This is a genomic window from Streptomyces amritsarensis, assembly GCF_001953875.1.
Lineage (GTDB): Bacteria > Actinomycetota > Actinomycetes > Streptomycetales > Streptomycetaceae > Streptomyces > Streptomyces amritsarensis.
In genome coordinates this window covers 1-23378 of sequence record NZ_MQUR01000053.1, presented here as the reverse complement: position 1 = coordinate 23378, position 23378 = coordinate 1, and the positions used below count along the sequence as shown (strand labels likewise).

Sequence of the window (23378 nt, the reverse complement as noted above, 5' to 3'; positions counted from 1 at the left end):
CTAGCAGTTTAGGTCGTTCTGGGGTTGTTTGACCCGTTGGGTCACCGCAATGCAGACCAGAACCGCGCAGGCCGCGGCCGGTGCGGCGGGGGCCAGGCGCTCCCCGAGCAGTGCCACGGACCAGATCAGGGTCAGCAGCGGTTGCGCGAGCTGGAGCTGGCTGGCCCGGGGCGCGCCGATCTCGGCCATGCCGCGGTACCAGACGTACAGGCCGAGGAAGGTGGACCCGGCCGCCGCCCAGGCCAGCCCGGCCAGCCCGTGGCCGGTGAGGTGCACCGGCTCGTACACGAGCCCGAGCACCGAGCCGGCCGCGGTGAGCGGCAGGCACAGCACGAGGGCCCAGCCGATCACCTGCCAGCCCGGCAGGACGCGGGCGAGCCGGCCGCCCTCGGTGTACCCGGCCGCGCACACCAGCAGCGCGGCGAACAGGTAGCCGTCGCCTGCGGAGAGGGAGCCGCCGCTCTGCGCGAGGGTGAAGCCGAGCACCACCGCCGCCCCGGCCACGGCCGCCGCCCAGAAGGCCCGCGGGGGCCGGCTGCCGGTGCGCAGCGCGGACAGGGCGGCCGTGGTCAGCGGCAGGAGGCCGACGACGACGGCGGCGTGCGAGGTGGTGGAGGTCTGCAGGGCCAGGGTCGTCAGCAGGGGGAAGCCGATGACCACCCCGCCGGCGACGACGGCGAGGCCCGCCCAGTGCTCGCGGGCCGGCGGCGCCGCCCGGCGGGCCAGGAGGAAGACACCCGCGACCGCGGCGGCCAGGACGCTGCGCAGGGCCACCAGCGACCACGGGCCGAAGCTCTCCAGGCCCCAGGCCGTGGCGGGAAAGGTCAGCGAGAAGGCGACGACGCCGAGCGCGGCGAGGGCCGTCCCCCGCAGCAGCGGATTCCTCACCGCTATCGCGGGCGGGAGAGTAGCGCTATTCTGTGCTGTCATGTATGAGCGTAGCAGTGTGGCGGAGCTGGCAGATTCTCTGAGGTCCGAGCTGAACCGCTACTCGGTGGGTGGAAAGCTCCCGTCCAGCCGGGCTCTGGTCGAGCGCTACCGGGTCAGTCCCGTCACCGTCTCCCGGGCCCTGGCGCAGCTCGCCGCCGAGGGCCTCGTCGTCACCCGGCCCGGCGCCGGCGTCTACCGCGCCGCCCCGCGCACGGCGCTCCCCTCGGCCGGGGACACCTCCTGGCAGGAGGTCGCGCTCAGTGCGGAGGGGGCCGGGGACGTCGTCCCGCGCTCCGTGGACGCCTCCGGGGTGCTGGCCTGCCTGGCCGCGCCGCCGCCGTCGGTGATCGCCCTCAACAGCGGATACCTGCACGCCTCCATCCAGCCCGAGCGGGCCATGGCCGCCGCCCTCGCCCGGGCCGGGCGGCGCCCGGGGGCCTGGGACCGGCCGCCCATGGAGGGGCTGCCGGAGCTGCGCGACTGGTTCGCCCGGGAGATCGGCGGGGCCGTCGGCGCCGCCGACGTCCTGGTGACCGCGGGCGGGCAGAGCGCGCTGACCACCGCCCTGCGGGCGCTCGCCCCACCCGGGGCGCCGATCCTCGTGGAGTCCCCGACCTACCCCGGGCTGCTGGCCATCGCCCGCGCCTCCGGATGCCGGCCGGTACCCGTGCCGGTGGACGCCGACGGGGTCCGGCCGGAACTGCTGGCCGCCGCCTTCGAGGCGACCGGGGCCCGCGTCTTCGTCTGCCAGCCGCTCTTCCAGAACCCGACCGGTGCGGTGCTGGCCGCCGGGCGCCGGGCCGAAGTGCTGCGGATCGCGCGGGCCGCCGGGGCCTTCGTGGTCGAGGACGACTACGCCCGCGCCCTCGCCCACGACGACTCCGGCCCGCTGCCCGCGACCCTGGCCGCCGACGACCACGACGGGGTCGTCGTGCACGTCAGGTCCCTGACCAAGGCCACCTCGCCCAGCCTCCGGGTCGGCGCGCTGGCCGCCCGCGGGCCGGTCGTGGACCGGCTGCGCGCCGTCCAGGTCGTGGACAGCTTCTTCGTGCCCCGACCGCTCCAGGAGGCGGCGCTGGAGCTGGTCGGCGCGCCCGCCTGGCCGCGCCACCTGCGTACGGTGGCCGCCGAGCTGCGCCACCGGCGGGACGTGCTCGCCGGCGCCCTGCGGCGGGAGCTGCCCGGCCTGACCGTCCACCGCCTGCCCTCGGGCGGCTATCAGCTGTGGGCGAGGATGACCGGGGGCGGCGACGACGCGTCGTTCGCGGCGGCGGCCCTGCGCGCCGGGGTTGCGGTGGCCCCCGGCCGCCCCTACTTCTGCGCCGAACCGCCCGCTGCGTACGTCCGCCTGAGCTTCGCCGGCGTCTCCGGCCCGGGCGAACTGGTGGAGGCCGTCCAGCGCGTCCGCGCCGGGCTGGGGGAGGAGGCCCCTGCCAGGGACGCTTGACCCGCCGCCCCGCGCGCCCCACCATCACCGCATGCATGTTCGGGTTTCGCTTGTCGCCGCAGCCCGTAGTTCCTCGCTGCTCGCCGAGCGCTTCGACGACGACCGCCCGCTGGACGGGGTCGGCTGGCGGGCGGTGGAGTCCGCCGCGCAGGGCCTCGTACCCCTGGGCGCGGCCGAGCTGCGCTACTGCTCGCCGACCCCGCGCAGCCGGGCCACGGGCGAGGCCCTCGGGTACGCGCCCCTGGCCCAGCCGGCGCTGCGGGAGTGCGACATGGGCCGCTGGCGGGGGCGGACCCTCGCCGAGGTGGCCGCGCAGGAGCCCGAAGCGGTCGACGTGTGGCTCAGCGACCCGCGGGCCGCCCCGCACGGCGGCGAGTCCCTGCTCGCCTTCATCTCCCGGATCGGCGGGTGGCTCGACACCCGGCCGGCCGACGACGGCGGCGCGATCGTGGCGGTGGCGGAGCCGTCGGTGGTCCGCGCCGCACTGGTCTACGCCCTGAAGGCGCCCCCGCTGACCTACTGGAACGTGGACGTCCGGCCGCTGTCGACGATGACCCTCACGGGCTTCCCCGGCCAATGGCACCTCTGCCTGCAGGCCCCGGCCTGATCCCCGCCGGCCGGCCGCGCGCCGGCCGGACTGCGCGTCGGGCGCCGTCTCGTCGACGGGACCGATCCCGCGGCGGCGCCGGACGGTCCGACGCGGTGCGACCGCGCGACCGGCTCCCTGCGCCGGCGGGGCAATCGCCGCCGCAGCGGAGGCTTTCCTGCTAGACATCCTTCGGAGGGAGCGTGCCGCGCCCCTTCCTCCGGTGCGGCCCTTCCCCCGAGATCCACGACATTGCATAAACGTGCGTCGGTACGTATAGTCATGCCATCGATGAGGAGGGTCCGATGGTGGTACGTGTAGCGGTGGCCGGAGCGAGCGGGTACGCGGGCGGAGAAGTCCTGCGCCTGCTGCTCTCGCACCCCGAGGTGGAGATCGGCGCCCTGACCGGCAACTCCAACGCCGGACAGCTCCTCGGCTCCCTGCAACCGCACCTCGTGCCGCTCGCCGGGCGCACCCTGGAGGCGACCACCGCCGAGGCCCTCGCCGGCCACGACGTCGTCTTCCTCGCCCTCCCGCACGGCCAGTCCGCCGCCGTCGCCGCCCAGCTCGGCGACGACGTCCTCGTCGTCGACATGGGCGCCGACCACCGCCTCAAGGACGCCGCCGACTGGGACGCGTTCTACGGGGCCCCGCACGCCGGCACCTGGCCCTACGGCCTCCCCGAACTCCCCGGCGCCCGCGCCGCACTGGCGGGCGCCAGGCGGGTCGCGGTCCCCGGCTGCTTCCCCACCGCCGTCTCCCTCGCGCTCTACCCGGCCTACCAGGCGCAGCTCGCCGAACCCGAGGCCGTGATCGTCGCCGCCACCGGCACCTCCGGCGCGGGCAAGGCGCTCAAGCCGCACCTGCTCGGCGCCGAGGTCATGGGAAGCGTGACCCCCTACGGTGTGGGCGGCGGCCACCGGCACACGCCCGAGATGGTGCAGAACCTCAGCCCCCTCGCCGGCGAGCGTGTCAGCGTCTCCTTCACGCCGACCCTCGTACCCATGGCCCGCGGCATCCTCGCCACCTGCTCGGCCAAGGCCCGCCCCGGCACCACGGCGGAGTCGCTGCGCGCCGCCTACGAGAAGGCGTACGCCGACGAGCCCTTCGTCCACCTGCTGCCCGAGGGCCGGATGCCGTCCACCAAGTCCGTCCACGGCTCCAACGCCGTCCACGTCCAGGTCGCCTACGACGAGGCCGCCCGGCGGATCATCGCCGTCAGCGCCATCGACAACCTCACCAAGGGCACCGCCGGCGGTGCGGTACAGAGCATGAACATCGCCCTCGGGCTCCCCGAGCAGCTCGGGCTTTCCACGATTGGAGTCGCGCCGTGAGTGTTACGGCTGCACAGGGATTCACGGCGGCGGGCATCGCCGCCGGGATCAAGGCCAACGGCAACCCGGACCTGGCCCTCGTGGTCAACAACGGGCCGCGCCTGGCCGCCGCCGGCGTCTTCACCTCCAACCGCGTCAAGGCCGCGCCCGTGCACTGGTCCGAGCAGGTCCTGCGCGGCGGCACCGTCAGCGCCGTGGTCCTCAACTCCGGCGGCGCCAACGCCTGCACCGGCCCCAAGGGCTTCCAGGACACGCACGCCACGGCGGAGAAGGTCGCGGCCACCCTCAACGACAACGCCCTCGGCGGCGGCGAGCACAACGCCGGCGAGATCGCGGTCGCCTCCACCGGCCTGATCGGCGTCCTGCTCCCCATGGACAAGCTGCTCCCCGGTATCGAGACGGCCGCAGCGGCCCTGTCCGAGGACGGCGGCGAGGCCGCCGCCATCGCCATCAAGACCACCGACACCGTGCACAAGACCGCCACCGTCTCCCAGGACGGCTGGACGGTCGGCGGCATGGCCAAGGGCGCGGGCATGCTCGCCCCCGGCCTGGCCACCATGCTCGTCGTCCTCACCACCGACGCCGACGTGGACGCCGCCACCCTCGACGAGGCGCTGCGCTCCGCCACCCGCACCACCTTCGACCGGGTCGACTCCGACGGCTGCATGTCCACCAACGACACGGTGCTGCTGCTCGCCTCCGGGGCGTCCGGCCAGGTGCCCGCCCGCGCCGACTTCGCCGACACGGTGCGCAAGGTCTGCGACGACCTGGCCCGCCAGCTGATCGGCGACGCCGAGGGCGCCAGCAAGGACATCCGCATCGAGGTCGTCGGCGCGGCCACCGAGGACGACGCGGTCGAGGTCGGCCGCTCCATCGCCCGCAACAACCTGCTCAAGTGCGCCATCCACGGCGAGGACCCCAACTGGGGCCGCGTCCTGTCCGCGATCGGCACCACCAAGGCCGCCTTCGACCCGGACCGGCTGAACGTCGCCATCAACGGCGTGTGGGTCTGCAAGAACGGCTCCGTCGGCGAGGACCGCGACCTGGTCTCGATGAAGGACCGCGAGGTCCGCATCACCGCCGACCTCTCCACCGGCGGCGAGTCGGCCGTCATCTGGGCCAACGACCTCACCGCCGAGTACGTCCACGAGAACAGCGCCTACTCCTCATGAGCGACGAGAAGGCCGGGCAGCCCGGCGCCTCCGGCGGCACCGCCCGCAAGCACACCGCCCTGCCCAAGGCGCAGATCCTCATCGAGGCCCTGCCCTGGCTCCGGCGCCACAACGGCAAGGTCGTCGTCATCAAGTTCGGCGGCAACGCCATGATCGACGAGGACCTCAAGGCCGCCTTCGCCCAGGACGTGGTCTTCCTGCACCAGGCCGGCCTGAAGCCGGTCGTCGTGCACGGCGGCGGCCCGCAGATCAACGCCCAGCTCGACAAGCAGGGCCTGGTCAGCGAGTTCAAGGCCGGCCTGCGCGTGACGACCCCGGAGGCCATGGACGTCGTACGGATGGTCCTGGCGGGCCAGGTCCAGCGCGAACTGGTCGGACTGCTCAACCAGCACGGGCCGCTCGCCGTCGGCATGACCGGCGAGGACGCCCGCACCATCACCGCGACCAAGCACAGCCCGGAGATCGACGGCGAGCTCATCGACATCGGCCGGGTCGGCGAGATCACCGACATCGACACCGGCGCCATCGAGGCGCTCCTGGCCGACGGCCGGATCCCGGTCATCTCCTCCATCGCCCGCAGCGCCGACGACCACCACGTCTACAACGTCAACGCCGACACCGCAGCCGCGGCCCTCGCCGCCTCCCTCGGCGCCGAGACGCTGATGGTCCTCACCGACGTCGAGGGCCTCTACGCCGACTGGCCGCACAGCGACGAGGTCATCAGCCGGCTCACCGTCAGCGAGCTGCAGAAGCTGCTGCCCGAGCTGTCCAGCGGCATGGTCCCCAAGATGGAGGGCTGCCTGCACGCCGTGCGCGGCGGCGTCGGCACCGCCCGCGTCCTCGACGGACGGATCCCGCACTCGATCCTGCTGGAGATCTTCACCGACTCCGGCATCGGCACGATGGTCGTGCCCGACCGACAGCCAGGGGGAGCAGCATGACGCAGGGCACCGGCAACCACGAGTACCGGGCACGGTGGCAGGGCGCGCTGACCGACAACTACGGCACACCCGCCCTCGCCCTCGTACGCGGTCGGGGCGCCCAGGTCTGGGACGCCGACGGCAAGCAGTACACCGACTTCGTCGGCGGCATCGCCGTCAACGCCCTCGGCCACGCCCACCCGGCGATCGTGACGGCCGTGACCGAGCAGATCTCGACGCTCGGCCACGTCTCCAACCTCTTCGCCTCCGAGCCGGTCATCGCGCTCGGCGAGCGCCTGCTCCAGCTCTTCGGCCGCCCGGGCAAGGTCTTCTTCTGCAATTCCGGCGCCGAGTCCGTCGAAGCCGCCTTCAAGATCGGTCGGCTGACCGGGCGGACCCACATGGTCGCCACCGACGGCGGCTTCCACGGCCGGACCATGGGCGCCCTCGCGCTGACCGGCCAGCCGAAGAAGCAGGAGCCCTTCCTGCCCCTGCCCGGCGACGTCACCCACGTCCCGTACGGCGACGCCGAGGCCCTGCGGGCCGCCGTCACCGAGGAGACCGCGCTCGTCGTCATCGAGCCGATCCAGGGCGAGAACGGCGTCGTCGTGCCCCCGGCCGGATACCTGACGGCCGCCCGCGAGATCACCCGGGCCACCGGCACCCTGCTGGTCCTCGACGAGGTCCAGACCGGCATCGGCCGCTGCGGCCAGTGGTTCGAGCACCAGGCCCACGAGGGCGTCGAGCCCGACATCGTCACCCTGGCGAAGGGGCTGGGCGGCGGCCTGCCGATCGGCGCCGTGGTCGCCTTCGGGCCCACCGCCGACCTGCTCCGGCCGGGCCAGCACGGCACCACCTTCGGCGGGAACCCGGTCGCCTGCGCGGCCGGCCTCGCCGTCATCGACACCATCGCCGCCGACGACCTGCTCGACCGGGTCAAGGCGCGGGGCGAGCGACTGCGCTCGGGCATCGAGTCCTCGGGGCACCCGCTTGTGTCCCACGTCCGCGGCGCCGGACTGCTGCTGGGTATCGTGCTGACCGAGCCGCTCGCACCCAAGGTGCAGCAAGCGGCTCAGGACGCCGGCTTCCTGGTCAACGCGCCCGCCCCCGACGTCGTACGGCTCATGCCCCCGTACGTACTCACCGAGGCCGAGGCGGACGCGTTCGTCCGGGCGCTGCCCGGCATCCTCGACGCAGCCCACGGGGACGGATCCGGAGAATGAGACGACGATGAGCCAGCCGCAGGACAACGAGCACGGCGGGCAGGCCGTCCCGCAGACCCGCACCGCACGCCACCGCCGGATCGTGGACATCCTCAACCGGCAGCCGGTCCGCTCCCAGAGCCAGCTGGCGAAGCTGCTCGCCGACGACGGGCTGAGCGTCACCCAGGCGACGCTCTCCCGCGACCTCGACGAGCTGGGCGCGGTGAAGATCCGCAACACCGGCGGCGAGCTGATCTACGCCGTGCCCAGCGAGGGCGGCTTCCGCACCCCGCAGGCCCCGCTCGGCGAATCCGCGAAGGAGGAGCGCATGCGGCGCCTCTCCGGGGAGCTGCTGATCTCCGCGGAGGCCTCGGCGAACCTCGTGGTCCTGCGCACCCCTCCGGGTGCGGCGCAGTTCCTCGCATCGGCCATCGACCAGGCCGAGCTCCGCGAGATCCTCGGCACGATCGCCGGCGACGACACCCTGATGCTGATCAGCCGGGACCCGGCGGGCGGCCAGGCCCTCGCCGACCACCTCCTGCGGCTGGCACAGAAGGAGGGCTGAGCGGGACGGGCCCGGGGGACGCCCGCGGGCGGGGGAAATCCCGGTGCTGCGGCGGCGTTCGCCGACATAGCCTCCGAACGTGCGCCAATTCGCCCTCGCCACCCTGGTGTCCGCCGTGACCGCAGCCGTCTACGGGCCCATCGCCCTGCTGTGGTGGCGCCGCGCCCGGGTCCGCAGCCGGACGCTCCGGCTCGTCGCCGCCGTCGAGCCGGAGCCGTACTACATGGCCGAGTTGCGGCAGGAGGCGACCGGGGCGGCCGCCGCCGAACTCCTCCTCTCCGGGTACGTGCGGATCGACGACGAGGGTGCCGCGTTCCTGACCGGGCGGGGCCGCGACCCGGCCCGGGCCCCCGCCCACCCGCTGCCCGCCGCCCTGCTGGACGCCGTACGCCGGCACGACCCCGAACCCGTCTCGTTCGGCTGGATCGACGGGAGCGACGAGGAGTACCTGGAGCGGCGCAGCGCGTACCGGAGCGAACGCGAGGCCCTGCTGCCGGAGCTCCCGCGGATGCCCGGCGGCCGGGAGAACCTCCTCCTGGCCTGCGCGGGTTGTGCGGGCATCGCCCTGGTGGCGTTGTTCTGGCTCCTCGCCGCCGCGCTGCTGGTGACCGGTCGCCCGCAGGGTGTGCGGGAGTGGGCCTTCGCCGGGGTGGCGGCCCTCGGTCTGGCAGCGCTGCTGTCGGCCGAGAAGGCCGGCAGGGTGGTCCGGGAGCGCACGGACTGCGGCGACCCGCTGGGCGAGCTGGTGCGCTCCGCACCGCACCCGGCCTGCGCGGCGCTGGACGAGGAGCAGCGCGTGCTGGTGCTGCGGAGCATCGGCGACCGGGACAGGTGGCGCGGCGCCGACACGGTCGTCCACGAGGACGCCGATCACGGGGACGACGACGGCGACGGGGACGGGGACGACGAGTGGCTGGACGACAAGGTCTGGTGGGAGGACGCGTACGAGTACCGGGCCTCCGACGAGGACGGGCCCGACGCCGCGCCCGGTACCCCTCCTAGTAGCGGGTGATCGCGAGCGGACCGTCCTGCGTGCCGATCGCGATGTGCGGGCGCCGGTCCGGGTCCGCCCAGCGCAGGATCGCCCGCATGTCCCGCTCGGGCACAGACACGCAACCGGCCGTCGCGCCCTTGCCGTTGACGTGCAGGAAGATCCCGGCGCCCCGTCCGCGCACCGGCCGGTCGTAGTTGAAGGCGATCAGCAGCGCGTGCGCGTACTGCCGGTCGTAGGTGACCAGGTGCTCGGCCTCGCCCGGCGCGCAGTCCGCGGGCAGCGGCTCCACCCAGCGGTTGTAGGCGGCCGAGGCGTTGTCCTGGCACCACCAGGAGTCCGCGGTCACCGGCCGGTAGCGGTACTCCGTCCCGGCCGGCGCCCGCCGGATCCCGAAGGCGTACGGCAGCTCGTACAGGCCCGCCGGGGTGGTGCCCGTGCCCTGCGTACGGGTCGCACCATCGGTCAGGCCGCCCGCGCCGAACCGGGCGGGCGCGCTCCCGGCCTCGTACCAGCGCCCGGCCCGCCAGTCCCACCAGGTCAGGCGGCCGGTCGTGGATCCGGGCGCGGGGGCGACGGCGGTGATCAGCTGACTGCCGCCGCCGGTGTCGGCGAGACGGGCGGGCAGGGGCACCGGCGAGGACCCGGCCCCTTGCGGGAGCAGGGTGGTGACGATCAGTGAGCCCGTGACGAGAGCGGTACGCAGCACATGTCAGACGGTACGGGCAGGAAGGGGCAGGGGCAGTGCAGGCAGGCCGTCGAGGCTCGTCGCGATGTGTTCCTTCTTCTCGCAGTACGCGGCGAACTCCTCGTCCGTCTTGCGGGCGAGGTACTCCGAATGGAGGGTGCGCTCGCCGCGGTACTCCATGAAGGGGACGGCGTACCCGCACACGTCGGCGATCCGGCGGGCGTGCACCAGGATGATCGCGCGTGCGCCGGGCCCGTCGGCCTCGCCGAAGAGGCCGATCAGCTCGGGCCAGCGCGGGTCGTCGCGGAAGACGGCCTCGCCGTCCCCGTGGATGCGGACGATGTTCGGGGGTCCGCTGAAGGCGCACCACATGAGGGTGATCCGGCCGTTCTCACGGACGTGGGCGATGGTTTCGGCGCCGCTTCCGCCGAAGTCCAGGTAGGCGAGCCGCTGTTCGTCGATGACGACGAGGGTGCCGGCACGGCCCTTGGGGGACAGGTTGACGTGGCCGTCACCCGAGAGCGGGGCGGTGGCGGTGAAGAAGACCGGCTGCTCCTCGATGAACGTGCGCAGCCTGCTGTCTATGCGTTCGTAGAGCTTTCCCATGAGCCGATTATCTGCCTGCCCGGTGGTGCGGGCCGGAGTATTTCAGCTCCTCGGTCCCAACCGGTTGCGCCGCACGCCCAGTCCGTAGTCGTCGAAGAGCTTCGCGGACCGTTTCAGCAGGGCCGCCAGCTCCGCGGTGTCCGCCTCCCCGCCGAACTCGGCCGGGTGCCACGGGCAGGCGCACACCACGGCCCGCGCCGTCATCCGCGTCCTGGGGTGCCAGTCGTCGATCAGCGCGACGGCCGCCCGCAGCGCGTGGATCCCGCCCCGGGCGCGCAACAGCCGGAAGGCGGCCCGCCGGACGTGCAGCGGGCCGCGGACGTCCAGCCGCTCGGCGAGGTACGAGGGGTCCAGGCGCCGGACCGCCGGCAGCAGGGCCAGGCTCGCCTCCCGGGCCACGGCCGGCGCCGGGTCGTCCAGCAGCGCGAGCAGGACGGAGTCCGCCACAGCGGCCTCCCGGCGTCGCAGCCCGGCCAGCGCGGCGGCGCGGACCGGGCCGGCGGGGTGGGCCACGAGCCGCCGCAGCAGGTCCGTGTCCTCTTCCCGGCCGCACTCGGCGAGTCCGGCCACGGCGTGCGGGGACGGTCCGGCGGGGTCAAAGACCAGCCAGCGGTAGTGGCCGTGGGCGTCGCCGCCGTCCTGGCCGACCAGCCGGCGGGCGCACGCACGGACGAGCCCGGAGCCGTCCGCGAGGTGCGTCACGCCCTCCGCGGCCCGGCCGGCCCGGCGCAGGGCGGTGACCCCGGCGGCGCGCACGGCGGGGATCCGGGCGCCGGTCAGGACGCCGATCACCGCGTCGTCCTCGGACCCGGGCGCGGCCAGGGCGGCATCGGTCCAGAGCGCTGCCGTCGCCGGGTCGGGCTCGGCGGCCGCCCGCCGGGCGCACTCCACGGCGTCGGCCCGGCCGGGCCCGGCGAGGGCGAGCCGGACGGCGAACTGCCGGGTCTGCCGGTCGGGGGAGTCCAGCAGGCCGGCGAGCACGGCGGCCGTCGTGCCGTCCGGCGCCCACTCCCCGCCCCCGGCCGCCGGGGGCGCGGGCAGGTGCCACCACGGCGTGGCGGCCTGGGCCTGCCGGCGCAGCGCGTCCTGGAACCGCGCCAGGATCCAGTCCCCCCGGTGGCGGCGCCCGAGCCGCAGCGCAAGCGGGGTCACCGCCCGCAGGGTGGCCTGCGGCTGGGCGTGGAGCGTGCGCTCCATACGGGCGCGGGCCCGGTCCCGCACGGGCGCGGCCCAGTCGGTGGTCAGGACGGCGACCAGTTCCACGGGGGCCTCCGGCTCGGCGAGCGCCGCCTCGCGGATCCACCCCCGCGGGTGGCAGAGCCGTAGCGCCGGGGGAGCCGGCACCGGGAGCGGCCGGCCGTCGTGGGCCCGGCTGCGGATGTGCTCCGCGAAGGCGAGCCAGACGTCCGGTCCCGCACCGGGCGGCGGCGCCGCGGCCGCACGCCCCTCCAGCAGCTCCTGCGCCAGGGCGCGCCCCGTCGCGGCGTCGCTGCCGGGTCCCGTGCCGCGTCGTGTGCCGCGTCCTGTGCGGGTCATCCGCCGCCACCCCCTCCCGAAGGTCTTCGAGCCCCGATCGTAGGCGGCGGCCCTGACCCCCTGCCCGGAAATATCCGGCCTGCTCAGGCGCCTGCCACCGACCCGCCATTGACGAAACATACGGAGCAGTGCATAGTTATGCCTGTCGTTGAATGCACCGCAAGGAGAAGTCCCGTGACCGAGCGCGTCGTACTCGCCTACTCAGGCGGCCTGGACACCTCCGTCGCCATCGGCTGGATCGCCGAGGAGACGGGCGCCGAGGTCATCGCCGTCGCGGTCGACGTCGGTCAGGGCGGCGAGGACCTGGACGTCATCCGCAAGCGCGCCCTCGCCTGCGGTGCCGTCGAGGCCGAGGTCGCCGACGCCAGGGACGAGTTCGCCGACGAGTACTGCCTCCCGGCGGTCAAGGCGAACGCCCTGTACATGGACCGGTACCCGCTGGTCTCGGCCCTCTCCCGGCCGGTCATCGTCAAGCACCTGGTGGCCGCCGCGAAGAAGCACGGCGCCGGCACCGTCGCCCACGGCTGCACCGGCAAGGGCAACGACCAGGTGCGGTTCGAGGCCGGCATCCAGGCCCTCGGCCCCGGCCTGAAGTGCGTCGCCCCGGTCCGCGACTACGCCATGACCCGGGACCGGGCCATCGCCTTCTGCGAGGACAAGGGCCTGCCGATCGCGACCACCAAGAAGTCCCCGTACTCCATCGACCAGAACGTCTTCGGGCGGGCGGTCGAGACGGGCTTCCTGGAGGACATCTGGAACGGCCCCGTCGAGGACATCTACGAGTACACCTCGAACCCGGCCACCCCGCGCGAGGCCGACGAGGTCGTCATCTCCTTCAAGGAGGGCGTGCCCGTCGCCGTCGACGGCCGGCCGGTCACCGTCCTCCAGGCCATCCAGCAGCTCAACGAGCGCGCCGGCGTCCACGGCGTGGGCCGGATCGACATGGTCGAGGACCGCCTCGTCGGCATCAAGTCCCGCGAGGTCTACGAGGCCCCGGGGGCGATCGCGCTGATCACCGCCCACTCGGAGCTGGAGAGCGTCACCGTCGAGCGCGAGCTGGCCCGCTACAAGCGGCAGGTCGAGCAGCGCTGGGGCGAGCTGGTCTACGACGGCCTGTGGTTCTCCCCGCTCAAGCGGGCGCTGGACGGGTTCATCGACGAGGCCAACCAGCACGTCACCGGTGACATCCGGATGACCCTGCACGGCGGCCGCGCCGTCGTCACCGGCCGCAGGTCCCAGGAGTCGCTGTACGACTTCAACCTCGCGACCTACGACACCGGCGACACCTTCGACCAGTCCAAGGCGCAGGGCTTCATCGACATCTTCGCCCTGTCGTCGAGGATCGCGGCCAAGCGCGACCTGGCCTGATCCCCGCCACCCAGCCCGTACGAAGACGGCCTCCCCGTTACCTCCGCGGCGGGGAGGCCGTTGCACATCCATACATGCAGTCTTGAGGAGCAGTAGCTGTGAGCAGCAACAACGCTGGTGACGTCCGGCTCTGGGGCGGCCGGTTCGCCGACGGCCCCGCCGAGGCCCTCGCGAAGCTGTCCGCGTCGGTCCACTTCGACTGGCGCCTCGCGCCGTACGACATCGCCGGCTCGCGCGCCCACGCCCGTGTGCTGCACACGGCGGGACTGCTCACGGCCGACGAGCTCGAGCGCATGATCGCCGGCCTGGACCGGCTGGAGGCGGACGTCGCCGACGGCTCCTTCACCGGCACCATCGCCGACGAGGACGTGCACACCGCGCTGGAGCGGGGCCTGCTGGAGCGGCTCGGCGCCGACCTCGGCGGCAAGCTCCGCGCCGGCCGGTCCCGCAACGACCAGGTGGCCACCCTCTTCCGGATGTACCTGCGCGACCACGCCCGGATCATCGGCGGCCTGATGGCCGACCTCCAGGACGCGCTGGTCGGCCTCGCGGAGAGCCACGCGGACGTGGCCATGCCGGGCCGGACCCACCTGCAGCACGCGCAGCCGGTGCTCTTCGCCCACCACGTACTGGCCCACGTTCAGGCCCTGTCCCGGGACGCCGAGCGGCTGCGGCAGTGGGACACGCGGACGGCGGTCTCGCCGTACGGCTCCGGCGCACTGGCCGGCTCCTCCCTGGGCCTGGACCCGGAGGCGGTCGCCGCGGAACTGGGCTTCGAGCGGGGCTCGGTGGGCAACTCGATCGACGGCACGGCCTCGCGCGACTTCGTCGCCGAGTTCGCCTTCGTCACCGCGATGATCGGGATCAACCTGTCCCGGATCGCGGAGGAGATCATCATCTGGAACACGAAGGAGTTCTCCTTCGTGACGCTGCACGACGCCTTCTCCACCGGTTCGTCGATCATGCCGCAGAAGAAGAACCCGGACATCGCGGAGTTGGCGCGCGGCAAGTCCGGCCGCCTCATCGGCAACCTGACGGGCCTGCTCGCCACCCTCAAGGCGCTGCCCCTGGCCTACAACCGGGACCTCCAGGAGGACAAGGAGCCCGTCTTCGACTCCTGCGACACCCTCGAAGTCCTGCTGCCCGCCTTCACCGGCATGATGGCCACGCTCACCGTCAACCGGGAGCGGATGGAGGAGCTGGCCCCGGCCGGCTTCTCCCTCGCCACCGACATCGCGGAGTGGCTGGTCAAGCAGGGTGTCCCGTTCCGGGTGGCACACGAGGTGGCCGGCGAGTGCGTGAAGGAGTGCGAGGCGCTCGGCATCGAACTGGACGAGCTCACGGACGAGCAGTTCGCGAAGATCTCGGAGCACCTGACCCCCGAGGTCCGCACCGTCCTCAACGTCAAGGGCGCACTCGCCTCCCGCAAGGGCCGCGGCGGCACCGCCCCCTCGGCGGTCGCGGTCCAGCTCACCGAGCTGAAGGCCGACCTGGTCATCCAGCACGCCTGGGCCGTCCACAAGCAGTAGACACCCCACTGCCCCCGCCGCCCTGCGGCCCGCACGCCCGCCCGACCCGGGTCGGGCCTGTACGTCCGCACGCGGCGGAATGCCCGGAGGGGCGGCAGGAGCCCTGTGCTCCTGCCGCCCCTCCGGCGCGTCCCCTGCGGCTCAGCCGAGCGGGTTGTCCGGCTCGTAGTTCGTCAGGACGCAGCCCTCGACCTTGGACTTCTCCAGCCGGTAGCCCGACGGGGCGGAGAAGCCGGGCACGCAGTTCAGGTACAGGAACTGCAGCTGGTAGAGGCCGTGACGGGACGACGGGCTGTTGGTCTCGACGGCGATGTTCTCGCCGACGAGCAGCCGGCTCGCGGTCTGCTTCAGCCTGCCGTCCTCCTTGTAGTCGGCCAGTTGGGCGGCCTTCGCCTTGGTCTGGAGCAGCTTCATGTCGCCGACGGTGTCGAGCCAGCTCAGATTCCGGGCGCGCTGCGCCCCGGCGGGTTCCCCGCACAGGGCACGGCCCGTCACACCCCACTCCAGCGCGCTGCCCGTCACCACCGGCGCGAAGTCGATCGACTCGATCGCGACGGCTTCCGGGTCGGTCGAGAAGTGCTTCGCGCAGTCGAGGCTGTTGCCCACGAGCGTGCGCAGCTCGGCGATGCTGTCGGCGCGCGGAAGCCCGAGGCTGCCCGTCTTCGGCTGCCCCGCCTTCTCGCCCCCGCCCGCCGGGTCCTGGGGGGTTTCGAGGTTGGGGCTGCCCGATCCGTCCTCCGACCCGACGAAGTCGCTGAGGGTGCAGTGTTCGACCAGCGGCTTCTCCCGCTTGTAGCCCTGGGGGACGGAAGCACCCGGGTTGCACGTCAGGACCCGCAGGTCGGAGCGGACCAGGGCGAGGGCCGTCCTGGTGCTGGTCGGGAACGCGACGAAGCCCTTGCCGATCAGGACCCGGCTCTCCAGGCCGTAGGAGCCTTCACCGCCGCCCATCCTGTCCAGGACGTACTTCTTGTAGCCCTCCTGGAACTGCTTCATGTCCGTGGGAACGGCGATGACGATCTCGCCCTGCCGCACCTTGTCGCTGCAGACGCCCAGCTCCTTCACCGACCACTGACCGGCCTTGGGGAAGGCGGCCGAGGGTATCCGGGGGTCGTCGGGCCGCTCGCTCAGGTCGTCGCAGTTGGCGAACTGGCGCAGGTACTGCTGGGCCGCGGTGAGCGGGCCCGTGTCGGCGGCCGCGGCCGAGGAGGACGCCGCGGCCGGTGTGCCCGGCTGCCCGCCCTCCTTGCACGCGGCGAGTGTGGCGAGGCATCCGAGGGCGGCGGTCGCGGCGAGGATCCGCTGAAGGCGCATGGGTCGCTTTCGTCAGTACGGGGCGGGGGGCATGTGCATGCTAAGTGGCGGCCGGAGCGTGATCAAAAATCCGGTCCGCGGCGCTCGCCCGCCTCGGCGGGTCACGCCGCCCAGTCCGCCAGTGCGTCGAAGTCCCCGCGCACCAGGCCGATCTGCTCGTCGATGCGCATCAGTAGGGTCCGCGCCGGGTGGCGCTGGTCGACGTACTCGCGGTCCATCGCCGTGATGTCGTCGTCGATCCAGGCGAAGGGCCGCTCGCCCGCGTACTCCAGGACGTACTGGGTTTTCCAGAAGGTGCCGCGCGGCGCCCGGCCGTGCATCGCCGGCCAGTCGACGAACGGGAGCCGGGGCAGGCCCAGGTGCGGGCCTATCCAGTCGTTGGCCTCGTCCTTCCAGGTGGTCGCCCAGACCAGCTCGTACGCGTCGGCGAGCGCGAGCAGCTCCGCTCCGTGGCCGTGGTTCAGCCATACCCGCAGCGGCTTCGCGCTCTCCTTCGCCGTCCAGCCCGTCGGCCGCATCCGGTGGGTGGAGTACCCCTCGGGGCGGCGCTGCGGCCGGGCCGCGTAGGGGTTCAGCGGTCCGTCGACGTCGATCAGCAGCAGTGGCTTCATGTCGGCAGGATTCCCTCCCGGCTGCCCGCAGGCAGCCCATTTTTCGGCAGAATGAGACGTGGGTGTCTCAATCGGGGTATGCTTGTCTCATGGCCATGGATCGTGACCAGGTGCTCCGCGACGCGGCCGCCCTGCTCTCCCGCAAATCGACCGCCACGATGGACGAGGTCGCCCGCGCCGCCGGAATCGGCCGCGCGACCCTCCACCGGCACTTCGCCGGACGCGACGCCCTCGTCCGCGCGCTCGAAGACCTCGGCATCCGCGAGTTCGAGGTGGCGTTCGACAACGCCCGCCTCGACGAGGGCACCGCCGTGGAGGCGCTCCGGCGCCTCGTCGCCGAGGCCGAGCCCAACGCCGAGCTGCTGGCCTTCCTCGTCACCGAGAACCAGCTCTTCGAGGGCGACGAGGTCAACGAGGGCTGGGCCCGGCTCGACGCCCGCGTCATCGCCCTGTTCCGGCGCGGCCAGGAAGAGGGCGACATCCGGATCGACCTGAGCCCCGCCTGGCTCACCGAGGCCCTCTACGGCCTCATCGGCAGCTGCGCCTGGGCCGTCATGGACGGCCGGGTCGCCGCCAAGGACTTCCAATACATGATCACCGAGCTGCTGCTCGGTGGCGCCCGACGGAGTGTGGAGAAATGAGCCGTACCGAACAGCTGATACGTCAGACGGGGGTGGAGGAGAAGAGCCGCGGCCGCTGGCTCGCGCTCTCCGTGCTCGTCCTGGCCGTGCTGCTCGTCGCGGTCGACGCCACGGTCCTCGGCCTCGCCACACCCTCCCTCAGCGAAGACCTCAAGCCGTCGGGCACCCAGCTGCTGTGGATCGGCGACATCTACTCCTTCGTCATCGCCGGACTCCTGGTGTCCATGGGCTCCCTCGGCGACCGGATCGGACGCAAGAAGCTGCTCCTCGCCGGCGCCACCGCCTTCGGCGCCGTCTCGGTCCTGAACGCCTACGCCACCAGCCCCGAGATGATGATCGTCGCCCGCGCCCTGCTCGGCGTGGCCGGCGCCACCCTGATGCCGTCCACCCTCGCGCTGATCCGCAACATCTTCACCGACCCCAGGGAGCGCAGTCTCGCCATCGGCATCTGGGGCGCCACCGCCTCGGCGGGCGCGGCCATCGGCCCGGTCGTCGGCGGAGCCCTCCTCCAGCACTTCTGGTGGGGCTCGGTCTTCCTCATCAACCTCCCCGTGATGATCGCCCTGGTCCTCGTGGGAATCAAGCTGCTTCCCGAATCCAAGAACCCGGTCGCCGGCCCCTGGGACCTGCTCAGCGTGGGCCTGTCCCTCGTCGGCGTCATCGGCGTGGTCTACGCCGTCAAGGAAGCCGCCACGCACGGCATGACCACTGAGGTCGCGGTCTGCGCCGTCCTCGGCGCGGGCGCCCTGTACGCCTTCGTCCGCCGCCAGTTCACCCTGCCGTCCCCGCTGCTCGACATGCGGCTCTTCCGCCACCGCGGCTTCTCCGGCGCGGTCCTCGCCGACCTCCTCACCGTCTTCGGCCTGTCCGGACTGGTCTTCTTCCTCTCCCAGTTCCTCCAGCTCGTCCAGGGCCGCGGCCCGCTGGAGGCCGGCCTGGCCGAACTGCCCGCCGCCGTCGGCGCGGTGGTCACCGGCCTCGTCGCCGGCAGGTACGCCCGCCGGTACTCGGTGCGCTCCGTCGTCACCGGCGGCCTCGCCGCGATCGGCGCCGCCCTGGCCGTCCTGACCGTGATCCACAAGGACACCGGCTACCCGCTGCTCGGCGCGGCCCTGCTCGTCGTCGGCCTCGGCGCCGGCTTCTCCTTCACCGTCACCGCCGACGTGATCCTCTCCAGCGTGCCCAAGGAGCAGGCCGGATCGGCGTCCGCCGTCTCCGAGACGGCGTACGAACTCGGCGCCGCCCTCGGTATCGCCCTGCTCGGCTCCATCGTCACCGGCGTCTACCAGGGCTTCACCGCCCCGGCCTCCGTCGCCGGACCGGTGGCCGACGCCGCGCACGAATCCCTCGGCGGAGCCGTGGAGGCCGCCAAGGCGCTGGACCCGGAGACCGCCGCCCGCATGGTCGGCGCCGCCCAGGAGGCCTTCGTCGACGGCCTGCGGTTCGCCTCCGGCGTCGGCGCGGCCGTCCTGCTGGCCACCGCCGCGGCCGCCTGGTTCCTGCTCCGGGGCCAGCGGCTCCAGGAGGGCGTCAAGCACTGATATTCAGACATCTGAAGATGTTTCGGGCTTTTGCATCCATCCGGGCTGATTGCCCATCATCAGATGAATGAGCCGTGTAGTTTCTCGATCTGGCCGAGAAGCGTTGCGACGCACCCGGCTGAAAGGTTCTTTTTCGCTGGGGGAGCGGGGTGCGTCCGATCCGGGCTGCAGACATGGACCGACATGGCTGGAGACCCGCGGGAGGGCAGCGGTCCGCCCGAACTGGAGGGGAAGGCACATGCCCGATATCGATCTTGGACTGGCGTCGGACTGGGACGAGGGCGACACGCACGGCCGCATCAAGCTGCGGCCGAACCAGATCTACCCGAACTCGCCCAAGAAGGACGTGCTCATCAGCTCGCCGGTGAGCATCGAGCTGTCGGTGAACACGAACTACTCCTCCTCGCAGGAAGCGGACAAGATCTACTTCACGACCCACCACGGCTCCACGAAGAAGGTCATCGCGGTGCTCGACTCCGACGGCAACCTGCACATCGCCGGCCGCCTGATCACGGAGCAGAAGGACCTCTCGTACTAGAAGGCGACGGGGGCGGTGGCGGACTCCGCCACCGCCCCCGTCGCACGATCCGGCGCCTGACGCGCCCGTCGGCCGATCTCCGGGTCAAGGGCCGCCTTCCGGGCACGAGTTGACAGTCCGTCGAACTCCGGGACACCATCCCCGCGATGGAGATCAACGATCTGACCCCGGCCGAGCGCCGCGTATGGGAGGCCTTCCCGCGCGGCGACGGAGTCGACTTCCGGGAGCACCCCGAGGACAGCTCCGTCGACGGCGCCGGCTGGGGCCCCGACCGCACCCTGCGGGCCGAGGTACTGCGCGCCATCCTGCTGGGCGCCGCCCCCGCCGTGGAGGGCCGGGTCGCCGGGCTCAAGATCAAGGGCGCAAGGATCGTCGGCAAGCTCGACCTCCGCTACGCGGTGGTCGACCACCCGATCCGCATGCGCGACTGCTGGTTCGAACGCAAACCGCTCCTGTACGGCGCCCAGGTGAAGGCCCTCGTCCTCGGCTACTCGACCCTGCCCGGCCTGACCGCGGCCACCCTGCGCGTCGACGTCGTCCTGCGGCTCTCCTGCTGCCGCATCAGCGGCCCCGTCCGGCTCCAGGGCGCCAAGATATCCGGCGGCCTCTTCCTCCAGGGCGCGGTGATCGGCCCGGTGGCGGGCGAGGAGGCGGACGAGCCGCCGCTCCAGCTCAACCACGTGGAGATCGGCACCGACATCATCGCCAACGACCTGACCGTCCACGGCCAGCTCCGCCTCAACGGAGCCGTCGTCGGCGGCCAGGTCAGCCTCGACAACGCACGCCTGCTCGCCCCGGGCGGCATCGCCCTGCACGCCGAGACCCTGTCCGTCGGCACGGACCTGCGAGCCCACCGCCTGGAGGCCCGCGGCATGGTCAATCTCACCGGCGCCCGGATACCCGGCCAGCTCAACCTGGCCCGCGCGGTCTTCGCCAACCCCGGCGGAACCGCCTTGCGCGCCTCCAGCTGCACCATCGGTGAAGTGTGGCTGCGCGGCTGCGACCGGATCCAGGGCGTGGTCAACCTGCGCCGCTCCCATGTCGACATGCTGCACATACCGACCGAGACCTGGCCCGATCGCATCCGCATCGACGGCCTGACCTACCGCACGCTGGCCCCGCACCTGCCGGCCGAGGAGCGGCTGCCCGCGCTGGAGCGCGAGGAGTCGGGCTACCTCCCGTACGCCTACGAGCAGCTGGCCGCCGCATACCGTACGGCGGGTGACGAGGCGGCCGCCCGTACGGTCATGCTCGCCAAGCTGCGCCGGCACCGCCGCACCCTGCCCCGGCACACCCGCCTGTGGGGGCTCCTCCAGGACGCGACCGTCGGCTACGGCTTCCGGCCGCTGCGCGCGGCGGGGTGGCTGACGGCGCTGCTGCTCACCGGGGCTGTCGCGTTCGCGCTGCAGCCCCCGCGCCCGCTCAAGCAGGGCGAGGCGCCGGACTTCAACGCCGTCTTCTACACCATCGACCTGATGCTGCCGATCATCGGTTTCGGCCAGGAACAGGCCTTCGCGCCGAGCGGCTGGCACCAGTGGCTGTCGTACCTGCTGATCGTGACCGGCTGGATCCTCGCCACCACGACGGCGGCGGGCGTCAGCCGGTCACTGCGGCGCCAGTGAGGACCGCGGGAACCGCGACGGTTACGCCGCCTTCGCCTTGGTCGCGTACATGTCGACGTATTCCTGGCCCGAGAGCCGCATGACCTCGGCCATCACCGAGTCCGTGACGGCCCGCAGCACGTACCGGTCGCGGTCCATGCCCTCGTAGCGGGAGAACTCCATCGGCTCGCCGAAGCGGACGGTGACCCGGCCCGGGCGCGGCATGCCGGCGCCGCCGGGCTGCAGCTTGTCCGTGCCGATCATCGCGAACGGCACCACGGGGGCGCCGGTCATCAGGGTGAGGCGGGCGATGCCGGTGCGGCCGCGGTAGAGCCGGCCGTCGGGGGAGCGGGTGCCCTCGGGGTAGATGCCGAAGATCTTGCCCTCTTCGAGGATCCTGCGGCCGGTCATCAGGGCCGCGACCCCGCCGTTGGCACCGTCACGGTCGACGGGGATCATGCCGGAGCCGGTGAAGAACCACGCCATGAGCCGGCCCTTGATCCCCTTGCCGGTCACGTACTCGTCCTTGCCGATGAAGTGGACCGTGCGGTCGCACACCAGGGGCAGGATCATGGAGTCGATGAAGGTGAGGTGGTTGCCCGCCAGAATCACCGGACCGGAGCCGGGGATGTTGTCGACGCCCTCCACGCGGGTGCGGAACATCGTGCGCATGACCGGTCCGACAGTGGCTTTGATGAGCTTCGTACGGAACAACGTGGGCCCTCCGGCATCGAAAAGCGGCTCGCGCCCCCGCCGCTCGGCGGTGGCGCAGGTGAGGACGATACTCGCGGGTCAGCTCCGAGCGCACATCGGGTTCACGTGTCGGATACGTATTGTTGACGCGCGTTTTCGCCAAGTTCCCCGGATGTGCCTTCGAGGCACCCCCCGTGGCCACCCCCCTTTGCCTACCATCGGCACGCCGATCGCGGGCCGCGGAATGCCGTGACGCCACAGGTCCCGGGACCGCCGGCCCCTTTCACGACGAGGAGTGTGGCACTCATGACACAGGGTGGGGCAGCGCGGCGCACGGTCCTGGGAGCGGCCGTCCTGGCGGCGGGGTCGGGGATCACCGGCCTCGCGGCGGGACCGGCCTCCGCGGCATCCGCGGCCGGGCACGGCGACAGGGGCCACCGGGGCCTTCCGTACCCGGCGGTCATCGGCCATCGCGGCGCCAGCGGCTACCGGCCGGAGCACACCCTCGGCTCCTACCGGCTGGCCCTGGACCTCGGGGCGGACGTCGTCGAACAGGACCTGGTGCCGACACGCGACGGGCACCTCGTGTGCCGCCACGAGAACGAGATCGGCGGGACCACCGACGTCGCCGACCACCGTGAGTTCGCCTCCCGGCGCACCACCAAGACCGTCGACGGGGTACAGGTCACCGGCTGGTTCACCGAGGACTTCACCCTCGCCGAGCTGAAGACCCTGCGCGCGAAGGAGCGCATCCCCGCCGTCCGCCAGCGCAACACGCTCTACGACGGGCAGTGGGCCGTCCCCACCTTCGAAGAGGTGCTCCGCTGGGCCGACCGCGAGGGCAGGCGGCGCGGCGAGCGCGTCTGGCTGCACGTCGAGACCAAGCACCCCAGCTACTTCCGGAGCCTCGGCCTCGGCCTGGAGGAGCCCCTCGCCCGGCTGCTGCGCCGGTACGGGCGCGACGGCCGGGACGCCGCCGTGTTCCTCCAGTCCTTCGAGCCGTCCAGCATCCAGCGGCTCTCGCGGCTGGTCTCCGCGCCCCGCGTGGTCCTGCTGTCCGCCGCCGGCACCCGGCCCTGGGACTTCGAGCAGGCGGGGGACCCGCGCACCGTCGCCGACCTGGTCAAGCCCGAGGGCCTGAAGTGGATCGCCGGCTTCGCCCAGGGCATCGGCCCCACCATGGACCTGATCCTCCCGCGCGACGCCGCCGGCCGGCTCGGCGCTCCCACCACCCTGGTCAGGGACGCCCATGCCCGCGGGTTGCTGCTGCACCCCTATACCGCGCGCAACGAGAACAGCTTCCTGCCGGCCGAGTACCGCAGGGGTACGGATCCGGCCGCGTACGGCGACGCGCTCGGCGCCTTCCGCACCTACTTCGAACAGGGCATCGACGGCATCTTCACCGACAACCCGGACACCGGACTCCTGGCCGCCGAGGCGTTCCGTCCCGGCCGACGCCCCGTCAACGGCTGAGCCCCGCTTCCCGAACGAGTGGGCCGCGCCCGGCGGGGAAACCGCCGGGCGCGGCCCNNTCGTCCCGCTCGGCATGGACCTGCTGAAGGACC

At 72.9% G+C, this 23378-nt stretch carries 22 protein-coding genes; 15 read left to right on the top strand and 7 right to left on the bottom strand.

The window, feature by feature from the left end; genetic code table 11:
* The gene (locus AVW11_RS21680; protein WP_076045422.1) at positions 1-930 is read right to left on the bottom strand and encodes a DMT family transporter; all 930 of its coding nucleotides are present in this window, start codon (positions 928-930) and stop codon (positions 1-3) included.
* Between AVW11_RS21680 and AVW11_RS21675 the strand changes: the two genes are divergently transcribed.
* The 8 genes from AVW11_RS21675 to AVW11_RS21640 all read left to right on the top strand — a co-directional run bounded on the left by AVW11_RS21675 (position 929) and on the right by AVW11_RS21640 (position 9168).
* Positions 929-2377 (top strand): aminotransferase-like domain-containing protein, encoded by a 1449-nt coding sequence (locus tag AVW11_RS21675; protein WP_060178545.1) that lies wholly within the window; start codon positions 929-931, stop codon positions 2375-2377. The two genes, AVW11_RS21680 and AVW11_RS21675, sit on opposite strands and share 2 nt — an antisense overlap.
* A gap of 31 nt (positions 2378-2408) precedes the next feature.
* Positions 2409-2984 carry a histidine phosphatase family protein gene (locus AVW11_RS21670; RefSeq protein WP_060178544.1) on the top strand — a complete coding sequence of 192 codons (576 nt, stop codon included), beginning with the start codon at positions 2409-2411 and terminating at the stop codon, positions 2982-2984.
* 284 nt (positions 2985-3268) lie between these two features.
* Entirely contained in the window at positions 3269-4297 is a 1029-nt protein-coding gene (gene argC, locus AVW11_RS21665) for an N-acetyl-gamma-glutamyl-phosphate reductase (protein WP_060178543.1), read from the top strand.
* Positions 4294-5469, top strand: coding sequence for a bifunctional glutamate N-acetyltransferase/amino-acid acetyltransferase ArgJ (argJ, locus tag AVW11_RS21660; RefSeq protein WP_076045420.1), 1176 nt, complete (start codon positions 4294-4296; stop codon positions 5467-5469). The genes argC and argJ overlap by 4 nt, the downstream gene beginning before the upstream one ends.
* Entirely contained in the window at positions 5466-6410 is a 945-nt protein-coding gene (argB, locus tag AVW11_RS21655; RefSeq protein ID WP_030841793.1) for an acetylglutamate kinase, read from the top strand. The genes argJ and argB overlap by 4 nt, the downstream gene beginning before the upstream one ends.
* Positions 6407-7612: an acetylornithine transaminase gene (locus AVW11_RS21650; protein ID WP_060178541.1), complete on the top strand. Its 1206-nt coding sequence runs from the start codon at positions 6407-6409 to the stop codon at positions 7610-7612. Before argB ends, AVW11_RS21650 begins: the two co-directional genes overlap by 4 nt.
* A 7-nt stretch (positions 7613-7619) precedes the next feature.
* Positions 7620-8156 carry an arginine repressor gene (locus AVW11_RS21645; RefSeq protein WP_030841787.1) on the top strand — a complete coding sequence of 179 codons (537 nt, stop codon included), beginning with the start codon at positions 7620-7622 and terminating at the stop codon, positions 8154-8156.
* A 79-nt stretch (positions 8157-8235) separates the two neighbouring features.
* Complete coding sequence (locus tag AVW11_RS21640; RefSeq protein ID WP_076045418.1) at positions 8236-9168, top strand: hypothetical protein; 933 nt, start codon at positions 8236-8238, stop codon at positions 9166-9168.
* Here the strand turns inward: AVW11_RS21640 and AVW11_RS21635 are convergent.
* From AVW11_RS21635 to AVW11_RS21625, 3 genes are read right to left on the bottom strand one after another with little or no spacing between them, the layout of a single operon-like run.
* The gene (locus tag AVW11_RS21635) at positions 9155-9856 is read right to left on the bottom strand and encodes a L,D-transpeptidase family protein (RefSeq protein WP_420856391.1); all 702 of its coding nucleotides are present in this window, start codon (positions 9854-9856) and stop codon (positions 9155-9157) included. The genes AVW11_RS21640 and AVW11_RS21635 overlap by 14 nt on opposite strands.
* Positions 9857-9859: 3 nt before the next feature.
* Positions 9860-10441, bottom strand: coding sequence for a pyridoxamine 5'-phosphate oxidase family protein (locus tag AVW11_RS21630; RefSeq protein ID WP_030841780.1), 582 nt, complete (start codon positions 10439-10441; stop codon positions 9860-9862).
* Between the two features lie 42 nt (positions 10442-10483).
* Positions 10484-11977, bottom strand: coding sequence for a hypothetical protein (locus tag AVW11_RS21625; protein WP_079250729.1), 1494 nt, complete (start codon positions 11975-11977; stop codon positions 10484-10486).
* 174 nt (positions 11978-12151) lie between these two features.
* Between AVW11_RS21625 and AVW11_RS21620 the strand changes: the two genes are divergently transcribed.
* Entirely contained in the window at positions 12152-13345 is a 1194-nt protein-coding gene (locus AVW11_RS21620; RefSeq protein WP_206281915.1) for an argininosuccinate synthase, read from the top strand.
* 98 nt (positions 13346-13443) lie between these two features.
* On the top strand, positions 13444-14874 hold the full coding sequence (gene argH / locus AVW11_RS21615) for an argininosuccinate lyase (RefSeq protein WP_076045414.1): 1431 nt from the start codon (positions 13444-13446) through the stop codon (positions 14872-14874).
* 141 nt (positions 14875-15015) lie between these two features.
* On the opposite strand, the gene AVW11_RS21610 is transcribed toward argH, so the two are convergent.
* Complete coding sequence (locus AVW11_RS21610) at positions 15016-16188, bottom strand: hypothetical protein (RefSeq protein ID WP_060178537.1); 1173 nt, start codon at positions 16186-16188, stop codon at positions 15016-15018.
* Between the two features lie 101 nt (positions 16189-16289).
* A complete protein-coding gene (locus tag AVW11_RS21605; RefSeq protein ID WP_076045412.1) occupies positions 16290-16799 on the bottom strand; it encodes an HAD domain-containing protein in 510 nt (169 codons plus the stop codon).
* A gap of 89 nt (positions 16800-16888) precedes the next feature.
* Here AVW11_RS21605 and AVW11_RS21600 point away from each other — a divergent pair, with 89 nt between their 5' ends.
* The 4 genes from AVW11_RS21600 (at position 16889) to AVW11_RS21585 (ending at position 21141) form a co-directional block, all read left to right on the top strand.
* Positions 16889-17440, top strand: coding sequence for a TetR/AcrR family transcriptional regulator (locus AVW11_RS21600; RefSeq protein WP_030841767.1), 552 nt, complete (start codon positions 16889-16891; stop codon positions 17438-17440).
* Positions 17437-18981 carry an MFS transporter gene (locus AVW11_RS21595; protein WP_076045410.1) on the top strand — a complete coding sequence of 515 codons (1545 nt, stop codon included), beginning with the start codon at positions 17437-17439 and terminating at the stop codon, positions 18979-18981. The genes AVW11_RS21600 and AVW11_RS21595 overlap by 4 nt, the downstream gene beginning before the upstream one ends.
* Positions 18982-19219: 238 nt before the next feature.
* The gene (locus AVW11_RS21590) at positions 19220-19519 is read left to right on the top strand and encodes a DUF6342 family protein (RefSeq protein WP_060178534.1); all 300 of its coding nucleotides are present in this window, start codon (positions 19220-19222) and stop codon (positions 19517-19519) included.
* Positions 19520-19665: 146 nt separating this feature from the next.
* On the top strand, positions 19666-21141 hold the full coding sequence (locus AVW11_RS21585; protein WP_076045408.1) for a membrane-associated oxidoreductase: 1476 nt from the start codon (positions 19666-19668) through the stop codon (positions 21139-21141).
* 21 nt (positions 21142-21162) lie between these two features.
* On the opposite strand, the gene AVW11_RS21580 is transcribed toward AVW11_RS21585, so the two are convergent.
* Positions 21163-21792 carry a lysophospholipid acyltransferase family protein gene (locus AVW11_RS21580; RefSeq protein ID WP_060178588.1) on the bottom strand — a complete coding sequence of 210 codons (630 nt, stop codon included), beginning with the start codon at positions 21790-21792 and terminating at the stop codon, positions 21163-21165.
* Positions 21793-22119: 327 nt separating this feature from the next.
* Between AVW11_RS21580 and AVW11_RS21575 the strand changes: the two genes are divergently transcribed.
* The gene (locus AVW11_RS21575; protein WP_060178532.1) at positions 22120-23286 is read left to right on the top strand and encodes a glycerophosphodiester phosphodiesterase; all 1167 of its coding nucleotides are present in this window, start codon (positions 22120-22122) and stop codon (positions 23284-23286) included.
* Positions 23287-23378: the final 92 nt, after the last annotated feature.

Excerpts from the sequence above, each read along its gene's own strand:
- AVW11_RS21675 (WP_060178545.1), top strand. The coding sequence starts at position 929 with ATGTATGAGCGTAGCAGTGTGGCGGAGCTGGCAGATTCTCTGAGGTCC.
- AVW11_RS21680 (WP_076045422.1), bottom strand. The coding sequence starts at position 930 with ATGACAGCACAGAATAGCGCTACTCTCCCGCCCGCGATAGCGGTGAGG.
- AVW11_RS21670 (WP_060178544.1), top strand. The coding sequence starts at position 2,409 with ATGCATGTTCGGGTTTCGCTTGTCGCCGCAGCCCGTAGTTCCTCGCTG.
- argC (WP_060178543.1), top strand. The coding sequence starts at position 3,269 with ATGGTGGTACGTGTAGCGGTGGCCGGAGCGAGCGGGTACGCGGGCGGA.
- argB (WP_030841793.1), top strand. The coding sequence starts at position 5,466 with ATGAGCGACGAGAAGGCCGGGCAGCCCGGCGCCTCCGGCGGCACCGCC.
- AVW11_RS21650 (WP_060178541.1), top strand. The coding sequence starts at position 6,407 with ATGACGCAGGGCACCGGCAACCACGAGTACCGGGCACGGTGGCAGGGC.
- AVW11_RS21645 (WP_030841787.1), top strand. The coding sequence starts at position 7,620 with ATGAGCCAGCCGCAGGACAACGAGCACGGCGGGCAGGCCGTCCCGCAG.
- AVW11_RS21630 (WP_030841780.1), bottom strand. The coding sequence starts at position 10,441 with ATGGGAAAGCTCTACGAACGCATAGACAGCAGGCTGCGCACGTTCATC.
- AVW11_RS21625 (WP_079250729.1), bottom strand. The coding sequence starts at position 11,977 with ATGACCCGCACAGGACGCGGCACACGACGCGGCACGGGACCCGGCAGC.
- AVW11_RS21610 (WP_060178537.1), bottom strand. The coding sequence starts at position 16,188 with ATGCGCCTTCAGCGGATCCTCGCCGCGACCGCCGCCCTCGGATGCCTC.
- AVW11_RS21605 (WP_076045412.1), bottom strand. The coding sequence starts at position 16,799 with ATGAAGCCACTGCTGCTGATCGACGTCGACGGACCGCTGAACCCCTAC.
- AVW11_RS21600 (WP_030841767.1), top strand. The coding sequence starts at position 16,889 with ATGGCCATGGATCGTGACCAGGTGCTCCGCGACGCGGCCGCCCTGCTC.
- AVW11_RS21595 (WP_076045410.1), top strand. The coding sequence starts at position 17,437 with ATGAGCCGTACCGAACAGCTGATACGTCAGACGGGGGTGGAGGAGAAG.
- AVW11_RS21590 (WP_060178534.1), top strand. The coding sequence starts at position 19,220 with ATGCCCGATATCGATCTTGGACTGGCGTCGGACTGGGACGAGGGCGAC.
- AVW11_RS21585 (WP_076045408.1), top strand. The coding sequence starts at position 19,666 with ATGGAGATCAACGATCTGACCCCGGCCGAGCGCCGCGTATGGGAGGCC.
- AVW11_RS21580 (WP_060178588.1), bottom strand. The coding sequence starts at position 21,792 with ATGCGCACGATGTTCCGCACCCGCGTGGAGGGCGTCGACAACATCCCC.
- AVW11_RS21575 (WP_060178532.1), top strand. The coding sequence starts at position 22,120 with ATGACACAGGGTGGGGCAGCGCGGCGCACGGTCCTGGGAGCGGCCGTC.